Origin of the sequence: Streptomyces spinosus (genome assembly GCF_020400655.1) — a bacterium.
GTDB classification, from domain to species: domain Bacteria; phylum Actinomycetota; class Actinomycetes; order Streptomycetales; family Streptomycetaceae; genus Streptomyces; species Streptomyces argyrophylli.
The window spans coordinates 529,596-550,447 of record NZ_JAINRC010000001.1 but is presented as its reverse complement, the minus strand read 5'-3'; the positions used below and the strand labels follow the sequence as shown (position 1 = coordinate 550,447).

Here is a 20,852-nt window from a genome sequence, read left to right as displayed (position 1 = left end):
TGTCGATCAGCTCACCTTTCATCAAGAATCCGTTACAAAGAGAATGCTCTGTGTGCACGAGTGACCGCAGATCGAGGCCAATCGGTGATCTGATGCCCTTGACTGACCGAGAACTGGCTGGATTGGATCAGTGGGTGACTTCCACGACCCACATCAGCAGGTCCATCCGGAGGAACCGAGGCGCGGCGGCGGTCGCCCTCACGGCGGCTACGGCTCTGCTGGCGGGCTGTTCCTCCGACGACGGCAAGTCCGACAACCCTCTGTCGGACAACAGCAAGGCCAGCGGCGACACCGTTGTCGTCGGATCCAACAACTTCCCCGAGAGCACCCTGCTCGCCGACATCTACGGCGAAGCACTCAAGGCCAAGGGGATCAAGGTCACGTACAAGCCGAACATCGGCAGCCGCGAGACGACCTACGGGCTGATCAAGAACGGCTCCATTTCCGTCCTGCCCGAGTACAACGGCGCCCTGCTGGCCTACCTCGACCCGAAGGCAGCCCCGAAGACCCTCGCCGAGACCACGCACGCCATCGAGGCCAAGCTGGACTCCAAGCTCACGCTGCTCGACCCGGCGCCGGCGCAGGACAAGGACTCGATCACGGTCAACGCGGCCACCGCGAAGAAGTACCAGCTCACCGAGAAGTCCTCCATCGCCGACCTGAAGGACGTCGCCAAGGACCTGGTCATCGGCGCCTCGCCGGAGTTCCAGACCCGGCAGCAGGGCCTGGTGGGCCTGAAGTCCGTCTACGGCCTGGAGTTCAAGTCCTTCAAGGCGCTGGACGCGGGCGGCCCCCTGACGCTGGCGGCGCTGAAGAAGGACGCCGTGCAGGCGGCGGACATCTTCACCACGGACCCGAACATCTCCAAGGAGAAGTTCGTCGTCCTCCAGGACCCGAAGAACCTGTTCGGCTTCGAGAACGTCCAGCCGCTCACCTACAAGGGCGCGCTGTCCAAGGAGGGCGTCGCCGCGCTCAACGCCGTCTCCGCCAAGCTCGACACCGCGACCCTGCTGGACCTGGACACCCAGGTGCAGGCCCAGAACAAGGACCCGCTGGACGTGGCCGAGGCGTGGCTGAAGTCGGCGGGGCTGGGCTGAGCCCGGCGGGCTCGGCCGACCGGAACGACCAGAAGAAGTAGAACAACCAGAACAACCAGAACAACCAGAACAACTAGAACGACCAGAAGAACCAGAACGACCAGGAACTGTCAGGAACCACCGTGGACGTGCCCACGCGGGTGCCCCCGCAGCCAGGGGACACCCGCGTCCCGCTCGACGGCGGCGGCCTCACCCTCCCCGCCCTGATCCGGCTCGCGGACGGCACGGCCGTACCCGCCGTCGACCCCGGTGCCCTGGAGCGGGTCGGCTGTGCCCACGAGACGGCCGACCGGCTCGCCGCCACGGGCCGCTGGTACGGCCGTGGCACCGGTGTCGGCGCGCACCGCTCGGTCGCCGTCGACCCGGCCGAGGAGACCGCGCACGGCCTGCGCCTGCTGCGCAGCCACGCGGGCGGGGCCGGTCCGCTGCTGCCGGCCCGCACGGTTCGGGCGATGCTGGCGATCCGCGCCAACCAGCTCCTGGCCGGCGGCTCCGGCATCCACCCGTCCTTCGTCACCGCCCTCGCCGACGCCCTGCGCCTCGGCGTGCACCCGGCGGTCAACGAGTACGGCGGCGTGGGCACCGGCGACCTGACGGCCCTGGCCCAGACGGGCCTGACCCTCCTCGGCGAACGCCCGTGGCTGACACCCGAGGACGCGCCGAGCTCACCGGCCGAGCTGCCGGCCGGGGGTGCGCTCGGTGAGGAACGGCCGCCCGCCGGTGCCGGGGCCCTCGGCGCCGTCGGTGTGGGTGCCGTCGGCGCCGGTGCGGAGCAAGTGACCCTGGCGGCGGACCTGACCGGGACGGTCGACGGTGTGCACGTCGGCGAGGCGCGCCCCCTTGGCGTTAGAGCGGGCGCCGGCGACGGGGACCGGACTGCCGGGGGACTGCCCGCTCCGGTCACGCTGCGGGCCGGGGACGCCCTGGCGCTGCTCAGCAGCAACGCGCTCGCCCTCGCGCAGGCCGCCCTGGCCGGGCACGGCACCGAGCTGCTGCTGCGGGCCACGCACGTGGTCGCGGCGCTGTCCCTCGCCGCCGTGTCGGGCTCGCCGGAGGCGTACGCGGCGCCGGTGCACGCCCTGCGGCCCTACCCCGGCCCGGCCCGTGCCGCCGCCGAGGTACGGCGTCTGCTCGGCCTGCCCGACGACCCGGCGACGGATGCGGCGAACGGGCCTCGCGCGACGGACCGGCGGATCCAGGACCCGTACGGATTCCGTGCGTTCCCGCAGGTGCACGGGGCCGCACTCGACGCCTCGGCCGCGCTGCGCCGGATCGTCGAGACCGAGATCAACTGTCCCTCGGAGAACCCCGTCCTCAGCCCCGAGGGCCACCTCTACCACCACGGCGGCTTCTTCGCCGCTCCCCTCGCGCTGGCGCTGGACGGCCTGAACCTCGCGCTGTTGAAGACCGCGCAGCTCTCCGCCGCCCGGCTCTCCGCGCTGAGCCGCCCCGACCTCACCGGCCTGCCCGCCTTCCTCGCCACAGGCCCGGCCGGCAGCTCCGGCACGATGATCCTGGAGTACACCGCCAACTCGGCGCTCGCCGAGCTGCGTGCCGGCGCCGCCGCGCCCGCCTCGGCCGGGCACGCCGTCCTCTCCCACGGCCTGGAGGAGGCCGCCGGCTTCGCCGGGCAGGCGGCCCGCCAGACGGAACGGGCCCGCGCCGCCTACGCCACCGTCCTCGCCTGCGAACTGGTGTCCGCCGTCAGGGCCCTGCGTCTCCACCCGGAACCGCCGGCCCTTTCCGCCCTCACGCTCGCCGCCGCGGTGCTCCCCACCGGCCTGGAGGACCGCCCGCTGACCGGGGACATCGAGACGGCCACCGAACTGCTGCCCCGCCTCGCGGAGTTGTGAGCGCCGGCCCGGTGCGGGAGCGGCGGGCGCCGCGGTTGCCGTTACCGCGGTCGCCGTCACCGCAGTGCCCGGGTGCGGGAGCGGTGGGCTGCGTTCGGCACGGGCGTGGACGAGGGCACGGCACGTCCGAGGTCGTCGCACGTGCCCCCGTCCACGCGCCCTGCCCAGGGCTCAGAGGTCGAACTCGTGCGGCGGCAGGTCCAGCGCGTAGCACGCCTCACGCACCACGGCCTGCTCGTCCTTGTCGAAGTCGCCGTCCGCGCCACCGATGACGATGCCGATCTGGATGACGGCCCGCGCCTCGGCGGGCTTCTTCTTCGCCTTGGCGATCTCCTGCAGCACGCTCACCTTGCCGAAGGCGAAGTCCGCCGTCAGCTTGTTCAGGTTCTCCTCGAAGCGCCGGCGCAGGTCGTCCGCCGGGAAGTTCTGCAACACCTCGTTGGTGGCGATGAGCTGAGCGACCCGCTGCCGCTCCGACGGGTCCACGGTGCCGTCGGCGGCGGCCACCAACGCGCACATCGCCATGCTCGCATCGCGGAACGCGCCGCTCTTCAGGTCGTTCTTCTTCGCCACCAACTGCGTCTGCATCTGCGACGCCGACTCCTTGATGCGGTCCCACAGGGCCATGCGTACTCCTCGTATCGTCCGCCGGGTGCTTCCGGCATCCCGACGGTCTCTTCTACAGCAACGTAGAAACTAATGGCGCGGCCGGGAAGTTCCGCAGATCTACACTGTGTCCCCGAACACGGCCGACACAGCCGGACCACAGCGACGCACCGACGACGAGCCCGTGACGAACCGATGACGATCCCAGCGGAGGAAGGCGACAGTGGCGACAGCGCGCGGCACCGGCCACCAGGACCCCTCCGCCGAGGTGCTCGCGGAGGCGGCCGCCGCCTTCGGACTGCTCGCCTCGCCCGCCCGGCTGCACATCGTGTGGGCGTTGACCCAGGGCGAGAGTGACGTGACCGGCCTCGCCGAGCGGGTCGGCGGTGCCCTGCCCGCCGTCAGCCAGCATCTGACCAAGCTCAAACTCGCCGGCCTCGTCCGCTCCCGCCGAGAGGGCCGCCGCCAGGTGTACTTCGTCGACACCGCCGGACAGGCCGCCGTGGTCGACGTCGTCCACCGTGTCGTCGGCCGGCTCGCCGAGCGGCAGGCGCCTGCCGCCGTCCCGGCCCGCCGGCTCTGACCCAGGGACGGCGCCGTCCTCCCGCCGTAGCCGCGACGCCCGGGCACCGGCCCACGCGGGCCCGCCGCCGAGCCCGCCGCCCTTGCCCTCGCCCGGCGGCCGGTCCGCCGAGCGGCACGGCCCGGCCCCTCCCACCGCCCAGCACCGTCCCCGCTCCTCCCCCTCCTCCTGCCCCTGGGGCCTCTCGCTTGGATCACGCCGGGCTCGCGGGCCCTGATCCGGCCCGGTCCCGACGAAAGACCGGCCTAGCCTTCGTCGCCTTCTTCCTCTTCTCCCTCGAAGAAGTCCCCGATCTCGTCCACGGCCTCCGCTGCCACCATGCCGCCCACGACACCCACGGCGAGGCCCGCCGCGCCTGCGGCCACGGCCGTGCCCAGGCCCGGGCCGGAGTGGTGGGCGTCGGGGGAGTGGTGACCGGGCAGGTGCGCGACGCCGTGTCCGTACGACGCGTGGCTGTCGTAGGCGTCACGGTGCTCGGTCACCTGGCGGATCCACCCGTCCACCTCTCTGTGCCAGTCGAGGGTCGCCGCGTCCTCGTGGCGCACGGTGAAACGGGTCAGGGCGTCGTGCCCCGACGACCACAGTCCGCCGCGCTTGTCCGCCTCCAGGACCACCTCCACGCCGAGGGGGGAGGCGAGGAAGGTCAGCTCGACCTCGTTCACCGCGTGCGCGTACTGCGGGGCAGGCGTCAGCTCGATCTCCTGGTAGAACGGCAACTGCTGCCCCGTACCACCGATGCGGCCGTACTCCAGGTCGGCCGAGCGGAAGCCGAAGCCCAGTGCGCCGAGGGCCTCCAGGACGGCTTCCTGCACGGGCAGGGGACGGACGGCGAGCGGATCCAGGTCGCCCTTGTCCCGGGCGCCGGCCACCGCGACCTCGGTGCGCACGCCCAGCACGATGCCGAGCGGCTGCCCGTGCAGTTCGGTCACCGGGGTCTCCCAGGGGAGCGGGACACTGAACGGCAGCTCACGCTCCTCCTGCTCACCGAGTCGGAAGCCACCGCCGACGGTGAACCGCTCGAAGGCGACGGTGCCCTCGCTCTCGCCCTCGGCGTGCTCCGCCTCCACACGGGCGATCAGCTCCAGGCCGATGTGTTCGACCTCCACGGTCGTCGCGCCGCCCCGCAGCAGCACCCGGCCGGTCAGGGTGCCGCCGGGCAGCGCCGCGCCGCCGTCCAGCACCGTGTCCACGGAGGGGCCGCCGACCCCGATCGCGCCCAGCAGCCTCTTGAACACCATGCCGTAACTCCTTCGTTCATCGCGTCACGGACGGCGCTCCACCGCCGTCCGACTGCCCGATGAACTCCGGGCATGGGCAAAGAAGTTCCCAAGTCACCTGTTCGGGTGACCCCGGCGGATGATCCGGCCTGGTCCGGCCGCGTCCGCTCCGGGGACCACCCGAGCGGGCGGTCCGGTCCACGCCGCCGAGGGCCGGCCCGCCTCCGCCTCCGCCCCGAGCCGCCGACTCCCGGCGCGCCCGGGCCCCCGCGCCGGCGAGGGTCCGGCGCGCCCAGGCGCCTGCGGTACGGAGGCGCCGGCGACGACAGGACGTGGGCACGCCCAGGCCCCGGCTCAGGCCGTGCCCGCTCCCTCCGACGTCAGGGCGTGGGCCTCGGCCCGTTCCCGCTTGCGCCGTTCGCGGCGGCTGACGCGCGGCTCCTGGTCCGGGAGCCAGCCGAAGGCGAGGCAGCTGCCGACCGCGCCGAGGAGCAGGCCGACGAAGAAACCGCCCAGGTTGGAGGTGAGCCAGCTGCCCAGGGAGAGCAGGATGCCGGTGATGGAGTAGAAGAGCCGCTGGGAGGGGTTGAAGAGGATCAGCAGGCCCAGCAGCACCATGAGGGTCGGCAGCAGATAGCCCGCCAGGCCCTGCATGCCGATGTGCAGCACGACCTTCAGGGAGGCCTTCTCGGTGAGCAGGATCTCGCCGCCGCCGAGGGCGAGCAGCAGTCCGCCCCAGAACGGCCGGCGGGCCCGCCATCCGCGGAAGGCGAGCCTCGCTCCCAGACGTGGACGGTCCGGCACGGCGATCAGCAACCCGAGTCGCTGAAGCGCAGCTTGAGACCCGGCAGCTTGAACACGCCGGCGGTCGTCGCGTAGTTGGTCTGCCGCAGATGGGCGATCCGCACGGTGTCGGCCTGCTGGCTGAAGACGCCGATCGGGCCCTTCACGCCCGCCTTGGTCAGCGTGCTGGCGTCGTTGCCGATCTCGATGTTGTCGAACGCCGCGTCACCCGACAGCTCGGTGGAGTCGGTGGTCAGGTCGGTGGCGCTGACCTTCTCAGCCCCGCCGCCCGCGGTGATCAGCAGGTTGGTGCCGCCCAGGTCGACGCTCTGGCACAGCTTGGTGAGGGTGGCGTGCTTGATCGCGGAGGTGACGACGAGCACCTGACCGCCGGTGTCACCGGCGTTGGGGCTGCCGTCCGCCATGTTGTCGAGCGAGCCGAACTGCTCGAATCCGGTGCCGTTGAGTTCCGTGGCGGTGACCGTGAACGGCATGCCGGAGATGGCGAACTGCACACCCAGGGCTCCCTGCGCGGTGAGGACCGCGAGGCCGGCGGCGACCAGGGTGGCGGGCACCGCCATCACGGCGGCCCGGCGGGCGCGGACACGGCCGCGTCTGTCGCCGGCGGTGGCCCCGGCGGCGTTCCGGGCTTCGGGCGGTGTGTCGCTTCCCGGTGTGTCGCTTCCCGGGATGTCGGGGGTGTTGCCGGCGGACGGGACGTCCGGGGACGAGGCCATGTCTGCTCCCATGGGCGCGGGTCAGTGCGGGCTGGGCTTCAGTGGCGCGGTGTCCTGGCGCGGACAGCGGATGCCGCGCACGCCTCCTCGCAACTCCCGGCGGGCGCAAGGGCTTTCTCGTTACGCGGCAGTAGCCTCCGAGGAAGTTACCGCCGGTTACATTCAGGGGTCAAGGGAGATGTGAAAAAAGGGTGTCGGATGTGCGCGGACCGGAACCGGCCTGGGTCAACTGCCTTTCAACCACTTGACCCTGACGGTTGCTCAGGTCTACAACTGCCCCTGTTTCCGCGGATCCGTGGCGCCGGATCCAGCAAGCGGCACCCGTCGCGTCAAGGCGTGGCACCCACCGCGTCCCTCATGCGGCACCGGCCGCGTTCCCGGCCCTGTCACGGCAACCGCTCCACCTCGCAGCGCGGCTCCGGCACGGTCTCTCGCCTCCTTCTCTCCGTGCCGGGCCGCCCCTGTGCCCGGCCCGGCCGGAGGTCTTCCCCGGAAGCCTCCGACCGGTGCCCGGCGTGCCGCCGTCGCGGGTCCGCCGCGTACGGAGAAGGCGTGACGGCCCCGCGCCGGCGGCATCCGCACCGATCTCCACCCCCCACCTCACCTCATCTGTCCCCCCACCCCAGGAAGAGAGGCACCCGCATGCGTACGCGCTCCCTCCTCGCCCTCGCCGGCACCGCCACGGCGCTCGCCCTCACATGGGCCACCCCGGCCTCCGCGGCCGGCACGGTCCTCACCACCGGCAGCACCGGCGGCACCGCGGTCGCCGTCGGCGACACCCTCACCGCGCCGCTGGCCTCCGGCACCTCCGCCACCTTCTACTCCAGTGCGACCGGCACCAGCGGGGTCAAGTGCACCGGCTCGCAGTTCACCGCCAAGGTCACCGGCAACCCGACCGCACCCGGCACGGCCACCGAGTCCGTCACCGCGCACACCTTCGACAGCAGCACCTGCACCAGCAACGTCACCGGTGTCCTCGGCGTCAACGGCATCACCATCAACAACCTGCCCTACTCCGCGACGATCACCTCGAGCGGCACCCTCACCGTCTCGCCCGCCAGCGGCTCCGTCATCCAGGCCACCGTCCAGCTGCGCACCCTGCTGGGCAGCGTGACCTGCGTGTACCAGGCGCCCGGCCTGACCGGCAAGGCCGACAACGCCGACAGCAGCATCACCTTCACCAACCAGCAGTTCACCAAGACGTCCGGCTCGTCGCTGTGCTTCGCCAACGGCTACTTCACGGCGAAGTACGCACCCGTCACCGACGCGGGAGCCCGGGTCTACGTCAACTGACCGACCGGATCACCGCCTCAGCGTCGTCGTGGACGGCGCAGCCGCAGAGTGAGGGCGGCGCCCCCGGTGAGCACCAGCACCGCGGCGGCGCCGCCCGCCAGCAGTGGCGCGGAGGGGCCGGAACCGCCGGTCGTGGTCCGCGCGACCGGTGCCCCGTCGCCGACGGAGGCCCCGGCCTTCTCCTCGCCGTGGCCGGACCGCGCAGTCGAACCGGCCGCCGGTGAACCCGGTCCCGAGGGAGCCGCCGCGGCCGGGGACGCCGGTGCGGCCGGTGGATCCGCCGTCGGTGCGGGCCGGGTGGACCCCGCCGCCCCGGCGGCTTTCCCGCGCCGCGGGAAGACCACGTCGGAGCACGCGTAGTAGGTGTCCGGCGTGCTGCTGTTCTGCCAGACCGTGTAGAGGACCTGGCGCCCCGTCCGGTCCGCCGGGAGCGTCGCGTGCACGCGGTACGCCCCGTCCCGCAGCGGTGGGTCCGTGACCTCGGCGAAGGGGCGCGCGGGCAGGTCGGACCAGGTCAGCGGCCGCGAGGGGTCGTACCCCGGCTTGGTCAGGTACAGCCTGAACGTGCCCGTGTGCGCGATGGTCGACGCGTAGGTCAGCGTCAGGCGGCCGCCGGGCGCCAGCCGCGTCGCCGGCCAGTCCCGCCGGGGAAGGTCCAGCCCCCGGTACGCCGGCAGGTTCGCGCTGCACAGTCTGCCGTCCGGGATCACCAGCCGGTCACGGCCCGCCACCCCCGCCACCCGCAGGTTGTCCCAGGCGGTGAACGGACCGCCGTTCGCCGCGATCGCCGCCCGGCAGGCCGGAGTCCGGGCGGCGTCGCCCTCGGGGGAACAGGCGTAGACCCGGCTGACCGGGTCCGTGGGGGCTCCGTGCGCCCGGGCGGGCCCCGCCAGCCACGGCAGGAGCAGGAGCGGTGCCGTCGCGGCGGCGGCCCTGACGCTCAGGCGGGCGGTCGTCCGGGTCGTCCGAGTCATCCGGGGGTCTCCTCGGCGGGCGGGGGAACGGGTCTGCCCCGTCCCGTACGGCCCCGCCGGCCGCCGCGTTCAGCCGGTCCGGCGCGCCCGCGCGCGGGGGGCGCGAAAGCACCGACCGGTTCGGCTGTTTTGCGCCTGCTTCCACACCCCATTGAGGAGTCGGCCGTCCGCCTCGTATCGTGGCGATCATGGGGCGGCGCCCGTCGCCCCGGGGCTGCCGGACACCGGCCGGCGAGAAGGGGGACCATGAGGGCTCGCCCGTCGAAGAGGTGCGGAGCAGCCGTTCAGTGTCGAGCGGAGCGATGACGCGTGGCGCACCGCGCGCGTGGTCCGCCGGACTCCCGTTGCCGCTGGGTGAGTTATCGTATGCAACGCGTCAGAAACAAACCGCATGTCCTGTTCTTTTCGGTGCGAGGAGGGGATCCAGGATGCCGAGGCAGTTACGTGCCGAACAGACCCGGGCGACGATCATCACGGCCGCCGCCGATCTGATCGACCGGCACGGGTACGAGTCCACCAGCCTGAGCGACATCGTGGCACACGCGAAGGTCACCAAGGGCGCCCTGTACTTCCACTTCGCCGCCAAGGAGGATCTCGCCCACGCCATCCTGGAACTCCAGGCCAAGGCCGCGCGGCAGCTCGTGGCCGACGTCGAGAACCGCGGCTGCTCCTCGCTCGAGGCCCTGATGCGCACCACGTTCGGGATCGCCCGGCTCGCCGTGGAGGACCCCGTGCCGCGCGCCGGACTGCGCCTGGCCACCGCGGACATCGCCGTACGGCCGCCGCTGCGGCACCCGTTCACCGAGTGGCTCGACTTCGCGACCCGCAAGGTCACCGCGGCCGTCCGGGAAACCGACGTGCACGCAGATCTCGACGTCGGCGTCGTCGCCCACTCCCTCGTCTGCTTCTTCATCGGCACCAGGGTCGCGGGCCGCTCGCTGGAACCGGTCGGACGGCTGCCGCGCAGGGTCGCCGAGATGTGGCACCTCATGATCCGCGGACTCGTCCCGGTGCACCGCCGCCCCCGCTACGTCACCCTCGCCACACAGCTGGAGCGGGAGATCCGCACCGCCTGAGACCCGCGATACGGTGACGGACATGCCCGACATCCCCTTCGCACCCGTGATCCTCGGCGACGAACCCGGTTCGTTCCCGCACAGCGTGCTGGCCGAACGGCACCCCGCGATCATCCGGCAGGTACGGGACGCCTTCCCGTACGGCCCCGGGCAGCACAGGGCCCTGGACGAGCTGCTGAAGAGCTGCACCGAGGGGACCGTCGAACCGCTTCCCGCCGACGCCCCGGACCGGGACCGGTGGCAGGACTGGGGCCTCGCCGAGTACGCCGGGCGGTCCTGGTACGACGTGCCGTGGCTGTGGGCCGAGAGCTACTTCTACCGCCGGCTGCTGGACGCCGTCGGCTGGTTCGGGCCGGGCCCCTGGCAGGGGATCGACCCCTTCCGCCCCTTCAAACGCGCCGAACTCGACGCCCCGGAGACCGACGAGGAACTGGCCGCCCTGGACGGCCTGCGGGACCTGCCGCAGGACGAGCGGGCCCGCGCCCTGCTGCACGGCTCGCTGTGGGGCAACCGCGCCGACCTCGGCTTCCGGCTCTCCGCCGCGGCCGCACAGGCCGGGGAACCCGCCCCCGCGCTGGTCGCCGACGACAGCGAGACCCTGTGGTCGCTGGTGCCGCCCGCCGGAACCGGCACGCTCGTGCTCGTCGCGGACAACGCGGGCCGCGAACTGGTCCCCGATCTCCTGCTGATCGCGCACCTCCTCGCCGAGGGCCGGACCGCGCGGGCGGTGCTGCACGTCAAGCCGTACCCGTACTACGTCTCCGACGCCACCACCGCCGACGTCGTCGACGCGCTGCACCGGCTGCGCGCGGCCCACGGGACGGCCGCCGAGTACGGGCGCCTGCTCTGGTCGGCCATGGCCGACGGCCGGCTCACCGTGCGCGCCCACTCCTTCTCCTGCGCCCCGCTGCCGTACGCGGCGATGCCGGACGACCTGCGCGCCGAGTTCGCCGCGGCCACGCTGACCGTCGTCAAGGGCGACCTCAACTACCGCCGTCTGGTGGGCGACCGGCTCTGGCCGCCCACCACGCCCTTCCGGGAGACGACCGCGTACTTCCCCGGCCCGGTCGCCGCCCTGCGCACCCTCAAGTCCGACGTGATCACCGGCCTGTCCGCGACGACCGAGGCCGAACTGGTGGCGGCCGAGGGGCAGAGCTGGCGCACCAGTGGCACGCACGCGCTGATCCAGGCCGACCCGAAGGGCGGCGGGAAGAACACCTCAGGTCAAGCGCAGCGGCAGTGACTTGATGCCGTTGATGAAGTTCGACACCAGCCGCCCGGGCGGCCCGGCGAGACGCGGCGGCCCGGGCAGGACGCGCAACACCTCCTCGTGCAGCAGCCGCAGTTGCAGCCGGGCGAAGTGAGCGCCCAGGCACACGTGCGGACCGTCCCCGAAGGAGACGTGGGGATTGGGGGAGCGGGTGAGATCGAGCCGGTCGGGAGCGGTGAAGACGCGCTCGTCGCGGTTGGCCGAGGCGTGGAACACCACGACCTTGTCACCCGCCCGGATCACGCGCCCCGCCAGCTCGGTGTCCCGCACGGCCGTCCGGCGGAAGGTCAGCACGGGCGGATGCCAGCGCAGCAGCTCGTCGACGGCGGACGCCACCGCCACCTTCCCCGCGCGCAGCGGCCCGTACGCCTCCGGGTGGTCCGCCAGCGCCAGCAGCCCGCCCGGGGCCGCGGCGCGCACGGTGTCGTTGCCCGCCACGGTGAGCAGGAAGAAGAACATCTCCAGTTCGGCTCCGGCGAGTTCGGCGTCGTGGGCGAGCGTCGTCATGATGTCGTCCGCGGGATACCGCCTCTTGTACGCGGCCAGCTGTCCGGCGTAGGCGAACATGTCCGCCAGCATCGCCGGTGACCGCGGGTTCACCGGTCTGCCGTCCCCGTCCAGCACCGGCGCACCGGCCTCGTCCGGGTCCTGGTAGCCGATGACCCGCCGCGTCCAGCGCAGCAGCAGCCGCCGGTCGCTCTCCGGGACGCCCAGCAGGTCCGCCAGGTTCAGCAGCGCGAACTCGTCGGTGACGGCGGACACCAGGTCCACCGTGCCGTCCCCCGCCCGCGCCGCCTCCACGGCGCCCCCGAGCAGCGTGCGCGCCCGCTCCCGCGCGACCGCCGCGAACCGGTCCACGCGCCCCGGCGTGAAGGCGCGGCTCACCAGCCGCCGCAGCCGCCCGTGCCCCGGCGGATCCTGGTTGAGCATCATCCGCCGGACGAACGGCAGGTCCTCCGGGTCCGGGTCACGGATCTGGGTCGCGCCGGCGTACGACGAGTACGTCCCCGCGTCCTTCAGCACGCGCACGACGTCCGCGTGCCGGGTCACCGCCCAGAACCCGGGCCCGGCCGGCCAGCCCAGCACCTCCGGTTCCTCCTGCCAGGCCACCGGATGGTGGTCGCGCAGCACGCGGTAGTCGTCGTAGGGCACCCCGGCGGCGTACCGGCGCGGATCGAAGACGTCCGGGACCGGCGGCGCGTCCCGCACGCTCACGCCCCCTCGCCCGCCCCGGTGCCGTCCGGGCCGTCGGCCCGCAGGAAGTCCTCCACGGCACGGACCAGGTCCAGCGGGGTCTCGTCCATCGCGTAGTGACCGGCGCCCGGCAGCACGGCCAGCTCCGCGCGCGGGTACCAGGCCAGCCAGGTCCGCCGCATGACCTCCGGGGACAGCGCCGGGTCCAGCGCGCCGGCCACGGCCAGCGCCGGTACCTCGCTGCCCACGACGTCGGTGGTGAAGTCCTCGCCCGCCCACGAGTCCAGCCAGGCACGGAACGCCTTCGGGTCGCTGCGCTCCAGCGAGCGGGCGACCATCCGGTCCAGCCAGGCGGCGGGCCGCCGGCCACCGGTGGTGAAGTCGATGATCGCGCGCCGGTTCTCCGGCCGGTGCGCCGCGTCCCCGAACAGCGCCGCCTGCTCCCCGGCCAGCGGCATGCCGGACGCGGGCACGGGGGAGACCCCGGCGATCCGGCGCAGCCGGTGCGGGGCGACGGCGAGCAGCCGCTGCGCCACCGCGCCGCCCATCGAGTGGCCGACCACCGAGAACCGCTCCCAGCCGAGCCGGTCCGCCAGCTCCACCAGGTCCACGGCCGCCTCGGCCGTCGTGTACGAGCCCGTCGCGTCCCGGGCCTCGCCGTAACCGCGCAGGTCCACCAGCGCGTAGCTGAAGGACGTGCGGTCCAGGTCGGGCAGGACGGCCGCGTACGCGGACCGGTCGGCGAACCAGCCGTGCACGGCGAACACCTTGTGGGCGCCGTCGCCGTGCACCTCATGGGGCAGCACGAAGGAGGTCATGCGCCTACCGTGGCCCGCGCGCGCGGACACGGCAAGGGAGCCAACGCCACAACCGCCCACCGGAGTTCCTCGTTTCCCGAGTGGTTCACGCGATGGTGTGATCATGTGCCGCCGGGTGGATGGCCGTCCGGGGCCACGGGTAGGGCCCGGCCATGACGCAGCCGTTCGAACTCCCGCACTTCTACATGCCGTATCCCGCGCGGCTCAACCCGCACCTGGACGAGGCCCGGGCCCACTCCACCCGCTGGGCACGCGACATGGGCATGCTGGAAGGCTCCGGGATCTGGGAGCAGGCCGACCTGGAGGCGCACGACTACGGCCTGCTGTGCGCCTACACCCATCCCGACTGCGACGGACCCGCCCTCTCGCTGATCACCGACTGGTACGTGTGGGTGTTCTTCTTCGACGACCACTTCCTGGACATGTACAAGCGCACCCAGGACCGTGCCGCCGGGAAGGCCCACCTGGACCGCCTGCCGCTGTTCATGCCGCTCGACCCCGCCACCCCCGTGCCGGAGCCGGAGAACCCGGTGGAGGCCGGGCTGAAGGACCTGTGGGCGCGGACGGTGCCGGCGATGTCCGTGGACTGGCGCCGCCGCTTCTCCGTCGCCACCGAGCACCTGCTCAACGAGTCGATGTGGGAGCTGTCCAACATCAACGAGGGGCGCGTCGCCAACCCCGTCGAGTACATCGAGATGCGCCGCAAGGTCGGCGGCGCCCCCTGGTCGGCGGGGCTCGTCGAGTACGCGACCGCGGAGGTGCCCGCCGCCGTCGCCGGCACCCGGCCGCTGCGGGTCCTCATGGAGACCTTCGCCGACGCCGTCCACCTGCGCAACGACCTGTTCTCCTACCAGCGCGAGGTCGAGGACGAGGGCGAGAACAGCAACGGCGTGCTGGTCCTGGAGAAGTTCTTCGGCTGCACCACCCAGGAAGCCGCCGACACCGTCAACGACGTCCTCACCTCACGGCTGCACCAGTTCGAGCACACCGCGTTCACCGAGGTCCCCGCCGTCGCCCTGGAGAAGGGCCTCACGCCCGCCGAGGTCGCCGCCGTCGGCGCCTACACCAAGGGACTCCAGGACTGGCAGTCCGGCGGCCACGAGTGGCACATGCGCTCCAGCCGCTACATGAACAAGGGCGCGCGCCCCAGCTCGCCCTGGCAGGCGCCGAACGGCCCCGGCACCTCGGCCGCCGACGTGGGCGCGCTGCTCGCCTCGGCCGCGCAGGAACGGCTGCGCGCCTACTCCCACGTCCCCTACCAGAAGGTCGGCCCGTCCCGCATCCCCGACCTCTACATGCCCTTCGAGCTCCAGCTCAGCCCCCACCTGGACCGGGCCCGCGGCAACCTCGTCGACTGGTGTCACGGGACGGGCATCCTCCAGGAGGGCGTCTGGGACGAGGACAAGCTCGCCGCCTACGACCTCGCGCTGTGCTCCGCCGGCCTGGACCCGGACGCCACCCCGGAGGCCCTCGACCTCAGCGCACAGTGGCTCGCCTGGGGCACCTACGGCGACGACTACTACCCCCTGGTGTACGGCCACCGCCGGGACCTCGCCGCCGCCCGGCTGACCACGGCCCGCCTGTCGCGGTGCATGCCGGTGGAGGGCGCGCCGACGGTCGTTCCCGCCGACGCCATGGAACGCGCGCTGATCGACCTGTGGACGCGCACCACGGCCGGGATGACCGCCGACCAGCGGCGCACCCTCAAGTCGGCCGTGGACAAGATGACCGAGAGCTGGGTCTGGGAACTCTCCAACCAGATGCAGAACCGCATCCCCGACCCGGTCGACTACCTGGAGATGCGGCGCTGCACCTTCGGCTCGGACCTCACTCTGAGCCTGTGCCGGATGGGCAACGGTCCGGCGGTCCCCGCCGACGTCTACGCCAGCGGTCCGGTGCGCTCCCTGGAGAACGCCGCCATCGACTACGCCTGTCTCCTCAACGACGTCTTCTCGTACCAGAAGGAGATCGAGTACGAGGGCGAGATCCACAACTCGGTCCTGGTCGTGCAGAACTTCTTCGGCGTGGACTATCCGGCCGCGCTCGGCGTCGTCCACGATCTGATGACCCAGCGCATGCGGCAGTTCGAGCACGTCATCGCGGCCGAACTTCCGGTGCTGTACAACGACTTCGAGCTGTCGGCCGAGGCCCGGGCGCGCATGGACGCCTATGTGCAGGACCTGCGGAACTGGCTGGCCGGCATCCTCAACTGGCACCGGGAGGTCGACCGGTACAAGGCCGCATGGCTCGGCCGCCGCGCCCACGGCTTCCTGCCCGGCCGCGCTCCGGCCCTGTCGCTCGGCTGACGGTCGCCGAATCTCCGCGTACGGAACCGGGCATTCAGGGAACTTCGGTGCGTCCTCGGGAGTCTTGGGGAGTAAGGGGAACAACAGCGCCAGAACACACGGGGGTGTTCGACCTTGACCGAGACCATCGACAGGCCCGCCGAACGGATCACGGGCGAGCAGGCGCAGGCGGGACGCGAACTGACGCCGTACATGGCGCCGTTGACCGTTCCGCCGGTCCTGCGGCCCGCCGCGGACGACGTCCTGCGCGAGACCGAGATCGCTCTGCGCCCGGCCTGGGTGCGCCTGCACCCGCAACTGCCGCCGACCCTGATGTGGGGCTACGACGGACACGTGCCGGGCCCCACCATCGAGGTGCGCCGGGGACAGCGCGTCCGCATCGCCTGGACCAACCGCATCCCGAAGGACAGCGAGTACCCGGTCACCTCGGTGGAGGTGCCGCTGCGCACGGACGGCCGCCCGCAGGCCACCACCGAGCCCGGCCGCGAGGGCGCCGAGCCGGACAAGGACGTCGCCGCCCTGCCGGCCTGGTCGGTGACCCATCTGCACGGCGCGCAGACCGGCGGCGGCAACGACGGCTGGGCGGACAACGCCGTCGGCCACGGCGACGCCCAGCTGTCGGAGTACCCGAACGACCACCAGGCGGTGCAGTGGTGGTACCACGACCACGCCATGAACATCACCCGGTGGAACGTGATGGCGGGCCTGTACGGCACCTACCTCGTCCGGGACGACGAGGAGGACGCCCTCCACCTGCCGTCCGGCGAGCGGGAGATCCCGCTCGTCGTCGCCGACCGCAACCTCGACACCGACGAGGACGGCCGCCTCAACGGCCGGCTCCTGCACAAGACGGTGATCGTCCAGCAGCGCAACCCGGAGACGGGCAAGCCGGTCTCCCTGCCCTTCACCGGTCCGTACACCACGGTCAACGGCCGCATCTGGCCGTACGCCGACGTGGACCCGGCGTGGCACCGGTTCCGGCTGGTCAACGCCTCGAACGCGCGCATCTTCGAACTGGTCCTCATCGACGAGGACGACCAGCCGGTGCCGGGGATCGTCCACCAGATCGGCAGCGACGGCGGACTGCTGCCGCGCCCGGTGCCGGTCGACTTCGACGCGGAGCTGCCGGCCCTGACCGCCGCGCCGGCCGAGCGGTTCGACCTGCTGGTGGACTTCCGCGGACTCGAGGGCCGCACCCTGCGCCTGGTGAACAAGGGCCCCAACCAGCCGGCCGGGGTGCCCGACCCGGCCGGAGACGTGCCCTGTCCTGCCGTGCTGGAGTTCCGGGTCCGGGAGAGCTGCGCCGAGGACACCTTCGAACTGCCCGAGGTGCTCTCCGGTTCCTTCCGCCGCCTCACCCACGACACCCCGCACGGCCACCGGCTCGTGCTGCTGACCCCGCCCGCCACCAAAGGGGCCGGCGGGCACCCCGAGATCTGGGAGATGACCGAGGTCGAGGACCCGAGCGGCCTGACGTTCCCGGCCGAGGGCATCGTCCAGGTCACCGGAGCCGACGGCACCACGAAGACGTACCGGCGCACCGCGCGGACCTTCAACGACGGGCTCGGCTTCACGATCGGCGAGGGCAGCCACGAACAGTGGAGCTTCCTCAACCTCGCGCCCATCGTGCATCCCATGCACATCCACCTGGCCGACTTCCAGCTGCTGGGCCGCGACGCGTACGACGTCTCCGGCTTCGACCCGGCGGTGGGCGGCACCCGCACGCCGATCCGGTACGACGCCGGCCGGGAGATACCGCTCGCGCCCAACGAGCGGGGCCTCAAGGACGTCTTCCGGGTGCCGGGCGACCAGATGCTGCGGGTCATGGGCCGTTTCGACGGCGCGTACGGCCGGTTCATGTACCACTGCCACCTGCTGGAGCACGAGGACATGGGCATGATGCGGCCCTTCGTCGTCATGCCGCCCGAGGCCCTGAAGTTCGACCACGGCGGGGCGCACGGCGGCCACGGCGAGGGTCACACGGGCTGAGCGGACGGACCGGAAGGGTGTGCCGACCGCGCAGGCGTGACGGCTGGTACTACCCTGAGTCACCCTCCGGGCAGTCTCACTCTTTCGTGTCTCGTCACAGCCCACCGCCCCGGGTAGAGCATCACCCGGAGGCGAGCGAACCATGGAACAGACTGCGTTGCGTCCCAAGCCCGTGCCCGGTCAGGACCGGCGGGAGCACGACACCCCGGATCCCGGCCGTCACCCGCACGCCGCGCCCCGGCGCGGCCGGCGGCTGCGGACCCTGCTGTGCGGCCTGTGCGCCGGCACCGTGCTGGTGCTCTCCGGCGTGGGCATGGGCGCGGTCGGCGCCACGGTGATCGGTGTGAGCGGACTCGCCGGGCCGCGGCACCAGGCCCCGCCGCCCGCACCGGCCCCGGCCCGGGCCGCGCCCACGCCCGTCGCCGCCCCGCCCGGGGCCGCCCTGGGCGTGGAGGCCGTCGACGCGCGGGAGGCGGGCGCCCTGGTCGTGGGCGTGCACGTGCCCGGCCCCGGCTACGCGGCGGGCCTGGTCCGCGGGGACGTCGTGCTCCAGTGGGGCGAGGCCCGGGTGGACACCGCCGCCGATCTGGCCCGTGCCGTCCGACGGGCCCGCCCCGGCAAGGCGGTGCTCCTCACCGTGCGCCACGCGAGCGGCGGCTACCAGCAGTTGACGGTGACCCCGGGGGTGGTGATCTGACCCGGCCCGGACCCACCGCCGCCGCGGACTCCGGTCACTCCGGGAAACCCCTTGGTCACCATGCGTCCCCCACGTCATCATGGACCCATGCCCAGCGCCCTCTCGACGTACCGCGGGACCCCGGTCCACGGGACCGGCTCGCGCGGCTCCGTGCGGGCGGGCAGGATGCTGCACCAGACGCCAACGCCCCGTTTCCCCACCCGCGCCGGAGGCCCGGATGACCGGTAGTACGCCCGCGCCCTTCACCGCCGCCGACCACAGGGCCCGTATGGAGCGTGCCGTGCGCTCCGCCGCGGACGCCGGCCTCGCGGGGCTGCTCGTGGCGCCGGGACCGGACATGGTGTGGCTCACCGGCTACACGCCCACGGCGGTCACGGAGCGGCTGACCCTGCTGGTCCTCGCACCCGGCCGGGACCCCGTGCTCGTCGTGCCCACCCTGGAGGCCCCGGACGCCGAGCGGGCCGCCGGTGCCACCGCGCTGACCCTGCGCGACTGGACCGACGGCAAGGACCCCTACGCCGTCACCGCCGGTCTCCTCGACGACCGCGGCCGGTTCGGCATCAGCGACAACACCTGGGCGATGCACCTGCTGGGCCTCCAGCGGGCCCTGCCCGGCACGTCCTACGCCTCCCTCACCGACGCCCTGCCCATGCTGCGCGCCGTGAAGGACGCGGCCGAACTGGAACTGCTGGCGGCCGCGGGCGCCGCCGCCGACCTGGCGTTCGAGGAGATCCGCAAGGTCCCCTTCGCCGGCCGCCGCGAGTCCGACATCGGCCAGGACCTCGCCGGCCTGCTGCGCCGCTTCGGCCACTCCCAGGTCGACTTCACGATCGTCGGCTCCGGCCCGAACGGCGCCAACCCCCACCACGAGGTCGGCGACCGTGTCATCCGGCGCGGCGACATGGTCGTCCTCGACTTCGGCGGTCTGATGGACGGCTACGGCTCCGACACCACCCGTACCGTCCACGTCGGCGAGCCGACCGAGGAGGAGCGCCGGGTCCACGACGTCGTGCGCGCCGCCCAGGAGGCCGGCTTCCAGGCCGTACGCCCGGGCGCGGCCTGCCAGGAGGTCGACCGCGCCGCCCGCGCCGTGATCACGGACGCCGGGTACGGCGAGTACTTCATCCACCGCACCGGCCACGGCATCGGCGTCACCACGCACGAACCGCCGTACATGATCGAGGGCGAGGAACAGCCCCTCGTGCCCGGCATGTGCTTCTCCGTGGAGCCCGGCGTCTACCTGCCCGGCCGCTTCGGGGTGCGCATCGAGGACATCGTCGCGGTCACCGGTGACGGCGCGCGCCGCCTCAACAACACCACCCGTGAGATGGTCATAGTGGACTGAGAGACCCGAGGAGAGAACTTCCGACGACACCCGGAACGGCGACGCGCGACCCATGATCCAGGCACCGACACCCACCGCGGACACCGTCCGCAGGCTGGTCCGCTCGCTGCTCAAGGAGGGCGGCGACGGCACGGGGGGACCCGCCGTGCGGCCCGTGACGGAGGACCGCGAGCACACCTGGTGGGTCGGCGGCCGTCATGTGCTGCGCCTCGCGCCCGACCGCGAGTCCTCCGTCCGCCGCCGCCGGGAACTGCGCCTGCGCGAGCTGGTCCGCCCGCAGCTGCCCGTCGCCGTCCCGGCCAGCGTCGCGCACGGCGAATGGGCGCCCGGCCTCGCCTACACCCTCGACATCCGGCTGCCCGGCGGCACGGCCGACGAGCACGACGTCTCCGCCGTCGGGGAGGCCGACCTCGCCGGGCTGCTCGGCGGACTGCGCACGGTGCCGGCCCGCCAGGCCGAGGCGCTCGGCGTGCCGCGCCCCGCGCCGCGCTCGCTGGAGGCGCTGCGCCGGATGGCCGTCCACGCGGCCGAACGGCTCGCCGCCGCCGACGAGTTCGACGCGGCCCGGCTGCACCAGCTGACCCCGCCCGGCGCGGCCCAGCTCGCCGCGCAGCCCGGTTCCGCCGTCCTCACCCACCACGGGCTGACCGGCGCGCACGTGCTGGTCAGCGCCGACGGCCGGGTGCGCGGCATCCTGGACTGGACCGCCGCGTCCCTCGGCGACCCCGCCGAGGACATCGCCGGGCTCGCCCTCGCCGTCGGCTCCCCGCCGGCCGTGCGCGCCGCCACCCTCGCCGGTTACGGCGCCCGCCCCTGTCTGCGCGGCCTGTGGCTGGCCCGCTGCGACACCGTCATCCGCCTCACCGACCGTCTGCAAGGCCGTACGACCGGTTCCCTGCCCCTGCTGCGGACCCAGCTGCGGCGCGCCTGGGAGCCGATCCTGCTGGAGCGGGTGACCGACCTCCAGGAGGACGAGCCGGAGCCCTGACGGGACCGCGAGGGACCCTCAGGGCC

General features: G+C 73.0%; 18 protein-coding genes. 11 read left to right on the top strand and 7 right to left on the bottom strand.

The genetic code is table 11. The annotated features are described in order from the left end of the window. Positions 1-134: 134 nt before the first annotated feature. Both LG395_RS02335 and LG395_RS02330 read left to right on the top strand, forming a co-directional pair. On the top strand, positions 135-1,097 hold the full coding sequence (locus LG395_RS02335) for an ABC transporter substrate-binding protein (protein ID WP_225808244.1): 963 nt from the start codon (positions 135-137) through the stop codon (positions 1,095-1,097). 122 nt (positions 1,098-1,219) lie between these two features. Further along, positions 1,220-2,950 (top strand): aromatic amino acid lyase, encoded by a 1,731-nt coding sequence (locus tag LG395_RS02330; RefSeq protein ID WP_225808243.1) that lies wholly within the window; start codon positions 1,220-1,222, stop codon positions 2,948-2,950. A 171-nt stretch (positions 2,951-3,121) separates the two neighbouring features. On the opposite strand, the gene LG395_RS02325 is transcribed toward LG395_RS02330, so the two are convergent. Further along, complete coding sequence (locus LG395_RS02325) at positions 3,122-3,577, bottom strand: tellurite resistance TerB family protein (protein WP_171151786.1); 456 nt, start codon at positions 3,575-3,577, stop codon at positions 3,122-3,124. Positions 3,578-3,779: 202 nt separating this feature from the next. Between LG395_RS02325 and LG395_RS02320 the strand changes: the two genes are divergently transcribed. Then, positions 3,780-4,139 (top strand): ArsR/SmtB family transcription factor, encoded by a 360-nt coding sequence (locus tag LG395_RS02320; protein WP_225808242.1) that lies wholly within the window; start codon positions 3,780-3,782, stop codon positions 4,137-4,139. Between the two features lie 245 nt (positions 4,140-4,384). Here LG395_RS02320 and LG395_RS02315 read toward each other — a convergent pair whose 3' ends face one another. From LG395_RS02315 to LG395_RS02305, 3 genes are all read right to left on the bottom strand, one after another. Beyond that, positions 4,385-5,377, bottom strand: coding sequence for a sporulation protein (locus LG395_RS02315; protein ID WP_225808241.1), 993 nt, complete (start codon positions 5,375-5,377; stop codon positions 4,385-4,387). A gap of 333 nt (positions 5,378-5,710) precedes the next feature. Beyond that, a complete protein-coding gene (locus LG395_RS02310) occupies positions 5,711-6,160 on the bottom strand; it encodes a DUF6114 domain-containing protein (RefSeq protein ID WP_225808240.1) in 450 nt (149 codons plus the stop codon). A gap of 5 nt (positions 6,161-6,165) precedes the next feature. Then, entirely contained in the window at positions 6,166-6,876 is a 711-nt protein-coding gene (locus LG395_RS02305) for a DUF6230 family protein (RefSeq protein WP_171151778.1), read from the bottom strand. Between the two features lie 642 nt (positions 6,877-7,518). Between LG395_RS02305 and LG395_RS02300 the strand changes: the two genes are divergently transcribed. Then, on the top strand, positions 7,519-8,169 hold the full coding sequence (locus tag LG395_RS02300; RefSeq protein ID WP_171151776.1) for a Tat pathway signal sequence domain protein: 651 nt from the start codon (positions 7,519-7,521) through the stop codon (positions 8,167-8,169). A 17-nt stretch (positions 8,170-8,186) separates the two neighbouring features. Here the strand turns inward: LG395_RS02300 and LG395_RS02295 are convergent, their stop codons facing one another. Then, positions 8,187-9,143 carry a lytic polysaccharide monooxygenase gene (locus LG395_RS02295; protein WP_225808239.1) on the bottom strand — a complete coding sequence of 319 codons (957 nt, stop codon included), beginning with the start codon at positions 9,141-9,143 and terminating at the stop codon, positions 8,187-8,189. Between the two features lie 428 nt (positions 9,144-9,571). Between LG395_RS02295 and LG395_RS02290 the strand changes: the two genes are divergently transcribed. After that, on the top strand, positions 9,572-10,219 hold the full coding sequence (locus tag LG395_RS02290; protein WP_225808238.1) for a ScbR family autoregulator-binding transcription factor: 648 nt from the start codon (positions 9,572-9,574) through the stop codon (positions 10,217-10,219). A 22-nt stretch (positions 10,220-10,241) separates the two neighbouring features. Next, positions 10,242-11,462, top strand: a complete 1,221-nt coding sequence (locus tag LG395_RS02285; protein ID WP_225808237.1) for a damage-control phosphatase ARMT1 family protein — start codon at positions 10,242-10,244, stop codon at positions 11,460-11,462. Here LG395_RS02285 and LG395_RS02280 read toward each other — a convergent pair. Together LG395_RS02280 and LG395_RS02275 are read right to left on the bottom strand one after the other, a co-directional pair. After that, positions 11,439-12,704 carry a cytochrome P450 gene (locus LG395_RS02280; protein WP_225808236.1) on the bottom strand — a complete coding sequence of 422 codons (1,266 nt, stop codon included), beginning with the start codon at positions 12,702-12,704 and terminating at the stop codon, positions 11,439-11,441. The genes LG395_RS02285 and LG395_RS02280 overlap by 24 nt on opposite strands. Further along, positions 12,701-13,501 (bottom strand): alpha/beta fold hydrolase, encoded by an 801-nt coding sequence (locus tag LG395_RS02275; protein ID WP_171151765.1) that lies wholly within the window; start codon positions 13,499-13,501, stop codon positions 12,701-12,703. The genes LG395_RS02280 and LG395_RS02275 overlap by 4 nt, the downstream gene beginning before the upstream one ends. 152 nt (positions 13,502-13,653) lie before the next feature. On the opposite strand from LG395_RS02275, the gene cyc2 reads away from it, so the two are divergent. From cyc2 to LG395_RS02250, 5 genes are all read left to right on the top strand, one after another. Beyond that, complete coding sequence (gene cyc2 / locus LG395_RS02270) at positions 13,654-15,807, top strand: germacradienol/geosmin synthase Cyc2 (RefSeq protein WP_225808235.1); 2,154 nt, start codon at positions 13,654-13,656, stop codon at positions 15,805-15,807. Positions 15,808-15,921: 114 nt separating this feature from the next. Next, on the top strand, positions 15,922-17,796 hold the full coding sequence (gene phsA, locus LG395_RS02265; RefSeq protein ID WP_225808234.1) for an O-aminophenol oxidase PhsA: 1,875 nt from the start codon (positions 15,922-15,924) through the stop codon (positions 17,794-17,796). Between the two features lie 142 nt (positions 17,797-17,938). After that, positions 17,939-18,493, top strand: coding sequence for a PDZ domain-containing protein (locus LG395_RS02260; protein WP_225808233.1), 555 nt, complete (start codon positions 17,939-17,941; stop codon positions 18,491-18,493). Between the two features lie 217 nt (positions 18,494-18,710). Then, complete coding sequence (locus LG395_RS02255) at positions 18,711-19,838, top strand: aminopeptidase P family protein (RefSeq protein ID WP_225808232.1); 1,128 nt, start codon at positions 18,711-18,713, stop codon at positions 19,836-19,838. A 52-nt stretch (positions 19,839-19,890) separates the two neighbouring features. Next, entirely contained in the window at positions 19,891-20,826 is a 936-nt protein-coding gene (locus LG395_RS02250) for an aminoglycoside phosphotransferase family protein (RefSeq protein WP_225808231.1), read from the top strand. Positions 20,827-20,852: the final 26 nt, after the last annotated feature.